The organism is Actinomadura keratinilytica, assembly GCF_039539665.1.
Lineage (GTDB): Bacteria > Actinomycetota > Actinomycetes > Streptosporangiales > Streptosporangiaceae > Spirillospora > Spirillospora keratinilytica.
Genome location: NZ_BAABDO010000227.1, coordinates 1 through 4139, shown reverse-complemented (window position 1 = coordinate 4139; position 4139 = coordinate 1). Strand labels below are relative to the sequence as shown.

At 76.7% G+C, this 4139-nt stretch carries 5 protein-coding genes and 1 pseudogene; 2 read left to right on the top strand and 4 right to left on the bottom strand.

Annotation, left to right across the window (positions count from 1 at the left end):
* Together ABD879_RS32245 and ABD879_RS32240 are read left to right on the top strand one after the other, a co-directional pair.
* Positions 1-438: glycosyltransferase family 9 protein (locus ABD879_RS32245; protein WP_345025572.1), on the top strand; the 438-nt coding region annotated here is incomplete at its 5' end.
* Positions 402-1370 (top strand): NAD-dependent epimerase/dehydratase family protein, encoded by a 969-nt coding sequence (locus tag ABD879_RS32240; RefSeq protein WP_345025571.1) that lies wholly within the window; start codon positions 402-404, stop codon positions 1368-1370. The genes ABD879_RS32245 and ABD879_RS32240, both read left to right, overlap by 37 nt.
* A gap of 63 nt (positions 1371-1433) precedes the next feature.
* Here ABD879_RS32240 and ABD879_RS32235 read toward each other — a convergent pair whose 3' ends face one another.
* From ABD879_RS32235 to ABD879_RS32220, 4 genes and pseudogenes are all read right to left on the bottom strand, one after another.
* A complete protein-coding gene (locus tag ABD879_RS32235) occupies positions 1434-1835 on the bottom strand; it encodes a DUF2267 domain-containing protein (protein ID WP_345025570.1) in 402 nt (133 codons plus the stop codon).
* A gap of 10 nt (positions 1836-1845) precedes the next feature.
* Positions 1846-2796: a polysaccharide pyruvyl transferase family protein gene (locus ABD879_RS32230; RefSeq protein WP_345025569.1), complete on the bottom strand. Its 951-nt coding sequence runs from the start codon at positions 2794-2796 to the stop codon at positions 1846-1848.
* Positions 2797-2863: 67 nt separating this feature from the next.
* Positions 2864-3802: a S1 family peptidase gene (locus ABD879_RS32225; RefSeq protein ID WP_345025567.1), complete on the bottom strand. Its 939-nt coding sequence runs from the start codon at positions 3800-3802 to the stop codon at positions 2864-2866.
* 129 nt (positions 3803-3931) lie between these two features.
* Positions 3932-4139, bottom strand: a pseudogene (locus ABD879_RS32220) (glycerol kinase); the annotation flags it as partial.

The following is a 4139-nucleotide window of genomic DNA, read 5'->3' as shown; positions in this document are numbered from 1 at the left end:
GCCGACGGCCACCGCGTCGTGGTGACCGGCGGCCCCGGCGAGACCGGCCTCGCCGCGCACGTCGCCGGGGCGGCCGGGCTGGCCCCGTGCGACGACCTGTCGGGCCGCACCGGGCCGCTCGACCTGGCCGCGCTCGTCGCGCACGCCCGGCTCGTCGTCTGCGGCGACACCGGCACCGGGCACCTGGCCACCGCGTACCGCACGCCGTCGGTGCTGCTGTTCGGCCCGACGCCGCCCGCCGCCTGGGGGCCGCCGCCCGGCCGCGCCGAGCACCGCGCGCTGTGGGCGGGGCGGCGCGGCGACCCGCACGGGCCCGAACCCGACCCGGGGCTGCTGGCGATCGGCGTGCCCGACGTCCTGGACGCGGCGCGCGGGCTGCTGGAACGCGAGAGGGGGACACCATGGGGCATCCGCGCAGACATCCGCGCGCGGTCGTGACCGGGGGCGCGGGCTTCCTCGGCTCGCACCTGTGCGAGGCGCTGCTGGCCCGGGGCATCTCGGTGGTCTGCGTCGACAACCTGCTGACCGGCACCGCCCGCAACGTCGCCCACCTGGCCGCGCGGCCGGACTTCCAGTTCCGCCGGCGCGACCTGACCGAGCCGGTGGACGTGCTCGGCCCGGTCGGCTACGTGTTCCACCTGGCGTCGGCGGCGTCGCCCGCCGACTACCTGCGGCTGCCCATCCAGACGCTGGAGGTCGGCAGCCTGGGCACCCGGCACGCGCTGGAGCTGGCCGAGCGCAAGCGCGCCCGGTTCGTGCTGGCCTCCACCTCGGAGGTCTACGGGGACCCGCTGGAGCACCCGCAGCCCGAGTCGTACTGGGGCAACGTCAACCCGGTCGGGCCGCGCAGCGTCTACGACGAGGCCAAGCGGTTCGGCGAGGCGCTGACCTCGGCGTACCGGCACTCGCGCGGGCTGGACACCGCGATCGTGCGGATCTTCAACACCTACGGCCCGCGGATGCGGCCCGACGACGGCCGGGCCGTCCCCACCTTCCTGCGGCAGGCGCTGACCGGCGAGCCGCTGACGGTGACCGGGGACGGGTCGCAGACCCGGTCCGTCTGCTACGTGGACGACACCGTGCGCGGCATCGTGGCGCTCGCGCTGTCGGGCCATCCGGGGCCGATGAACATCGGCAGCCCGTTCGAGACCTCCATGCTCGACCTGGCCCGGCTGGTCATCGAGCTGACCGGCGCGCGGTCGCCGATCCGGTTCATCGACCGGCCCGCCGACGACCCGGCGGTGCGGCGCCCGGACACCGCGCTGGCGTACCGGACGCTCGGCTGGGCGCCCCGGGTGCCGGTGCGCGAGGGCCTGCTCCGGACGATCGAGTGGTTCGCGCGCGAGCTGCCGGTCCCCCGCAGCGCCTGACGCCCGGCACCGGGCCAGGCACCGCCGCGCGGTCCGCCGGCGGAGGCGGCCCGGGCGGCGGGGTCAGCCCCTGCTGCCCGCGGTGACGAGGCGCCGGATGTCGGGCGAGAGGCTCTCGTACACCCGGTCCATGATCCGGCCCTCGGTGGCCTCGTCGACCACCTCCAGGACCACGCGGGCCAGGAAGGCGGCCTTCTGCTCGTCCACGCCGCCGCGCTCGGCGACGCGCCGGACGAAGGCGTGCCGGTCGAAGCGCTCGCCGGTGCCCGCGCCGCCGTGGACCTCGGTGCGCCGCAGGTGCTCGCCGATCTCGTGGGGGAGCTGGGCGGCCAGGTTGTCGGCCAGCCCCTCGGGTACCCGCTCGCCCAGCGTCTCCAGGGTGGCGCGGCAGGCCCGTGCGGCGTGCCCGAGGTCCGGCAGCCGCCCCCGGTTCTGGACGCGTCCGAGAAATTGGCTGTGCTGCATTTCGACCCCTCTATTCCGCATGTCGCTTTTCGTGGCGCGTGCCCGGCTTGAGGCGGTCGTAACGTGTCCGCGCGAAGTCCAGCGCGTCCAGCAGGCCGTCGGCGAGCGGCGCGGTCTCCGGCTGCGCCCGGGCCCGTGCGGCCCCCTCCTGCGACAGGCACCACCGCCACCACCGCTCCAGTTCGGCGGGGTCGAGCAGGCGCGGGCCCGCCGCGTGCTCGGGGGGCGTGAGCACGGCGGGCCACGACCACGCGCGGGCCTGCGCCGTCACCTTGGCGCCGCCCGCGACGGGGTCCACAGCCAGCGCGGGCACCCGGTTCTTCAGCGCGAGCACCAGCCCGTGCATCCGGGTGGTGACCACCAGGTCGAGGCGGCGGACCGCGCTCTCCAGCTCGGCGGCGGTGGCGGCGAGCCGCCAGTCCCCCGGGTCGAGGCGGGTCTCCAGGGGCAGGCGGGCGCACTCGCGCCGCCCCAGCCAGCCGGTCAGCTCCCGCTCCACGCGTTCGTGCCGGCCGCGCGCGCCGTACTCGCGCTGCCGCCGGACGAGCACCACCCCGACCACGGGGACCTCGGGCGTGGCGACGGACGCGGCCAGGTCGCAGCGGGCGGGCACGCCGGGGGCGTCCCGCGGCAGCACGGCGTGGAACCCGGCGGCGGCCGGGTCCCCGGGGTCGATGACCGACACGCCGACGGCCACCCGGCGGCACCGGGCGTACCGGCGGTGCAGCCGTTCGACCTGCTCGCCGCGCAGCGGGCCGCACGCGAACACCAGGTGCGTGTAGTCCTCGGGCCGGGCCTGCTCCAGGGTGAGCGCGCCGGGCCGGAACACCGGGCTCCAGGCGATGTCGCAGGGCAGCCCGGCCTCGGCCAGCCGCCGCCGCACCGCCTCCAGCGCCAGCACGTCCCCGGCGGTCGCCTCGCCGCGGACGAAGCTGGGCCACCCCACCACCAGTACGCGCATGCGGCCGATCCTTCCCGCGGGCGGGGGGCCCGAACGCGCGGCCCCGGCGGGGGCCGGGGGCGATGGCTCAGCGGGCGGCGGGCTTGGGCAGGGCGCAGCGGGCGGTCAGTTCGACGCCGCCGCGGCCCAGGCAGCGGGCGAGCAGGTAGGTCTGCTGCCCGTAGTCGGCGCCGCGGCGGACCCGCACCCTCCCCGCGCCGTCGACCTCGCAGGGGTTGTTGAGGGTGCAGCGCTCGCCGTTCTCGTTGCCGGTGTTGTTGATCCCGACGACCAGGCCGGTGGCGGCGTCCACCAGGGGCGAGCCGGAGGTGCCGCCGACGGTGTCGCAGGCGGGGCTGTAGCGGATGGAGTCGCGCCAGGTCCACTCGGCCTCGCGGAGCCGGTGCACGAAACCGTCGATCTTGCAGGAGTAGATCTTGCGCCAGTAGCCGGAGACCACGCGGATCTGCGTGCCCGGCCGCGGCCGCGACGGCGCCAGCCGCAGCGCGTGCACCCCGTACCGCCGGGCGAGGCGGCGGTAGCTGGTGCCGAGCCGGTACACCGCGACGTCGGTGTCGGTCATGGTGGCGTACTCGATCCGGTTGGCGCGCACGGTGCCCAGCGTGCGCTTGCCGGTCCGGTCGAGCAGGGTGAACGTGCGCGTGGACGGCCGGTCGACGAACACCTGCCCGGCCTTGGGCATGCCGGTCTCCAGGCAGTGCCCGTTGGTGAGCACCAGGGCGGCGTCGTTGTCACGCGTGCGCGGCCCGCGCACCAGGGCGCCGGAGCAGTTGTCGAGCGCGACGGCACCGGCGAAATCGACCCGTTTGTACTGCCGGGCCGTCACCGGCTCGACGGCCGCGGCGGCGGCCGTCCGCGCGCCGTCGGGCACCGGCCCGCCGGTGGCGAGGGCCTGGGGCCGCGGGGTCTGCGCGTGGGCGGGTGCGGACGCGGCGCCGCCCACGGCCGCGAGGGCGGCGTCGCAGGCGCCGACGGCGCGGACGGCCCCGGCGAATCTGCTGGTCATGCGGGCTCCTCTCAGACGGAACGGCACCGACAAGATCATCACTGTGCCGGATGGGAAAGCCAAGGACTGACGTGACCGGTGTGGCGCGGGGGCAAGCACTTTGCCCCCGCGGCGGCCACCGGCCGGCCGTTACCGCACGTCGACCCAGCCGAAGGTGCGCTCGACGGCCTTCTTCCAGGCCGCGTAGGACCTCTCGCGGCGCTCGTCGTCCCACTGCGGCAGCCAGCGCCGGTCCTCGTTCCAGTTCCGGCGCAGCTCGCCGGTGCTGCGCCAGAACCCGACGGCCAGGCCGGCGGCGTAGGCGGCGCCGAGCGCGGTGGTCTCGGCGACGACGGGC

Coding starts and splice junctions, on each gene's coding strand:
- ABD879_RS32230 (WP_345025569.1), bottom strand. CDS start 2,796: ATGCGCGTACTGGTGGTGGGGTGGCCCAGCTTCGTCCGCGGCGAGGCG.
- ABD879_RS32225 (WP_345025567.1), bottom strand. CDS start 3,802: ATGACCAGCAGATTCGCCGGGGCCGTCCGCGCCGTCGGCGCCTGCGAC.
- ABD879_RS32240 (WP_345025571.1), top strand. CDS start 402: ATGGGGCATCCGCGCAGACATCCGCGCGCGGTCGTGACCGGGGGCGCG.
- ABD879_RS32235 (WP_345025570.1), bottom strand. CDS start 1,835: ATGCAGCACAGCCAATTTCTCGGACGCGTCCAGAACCGGGGGCGGCTG.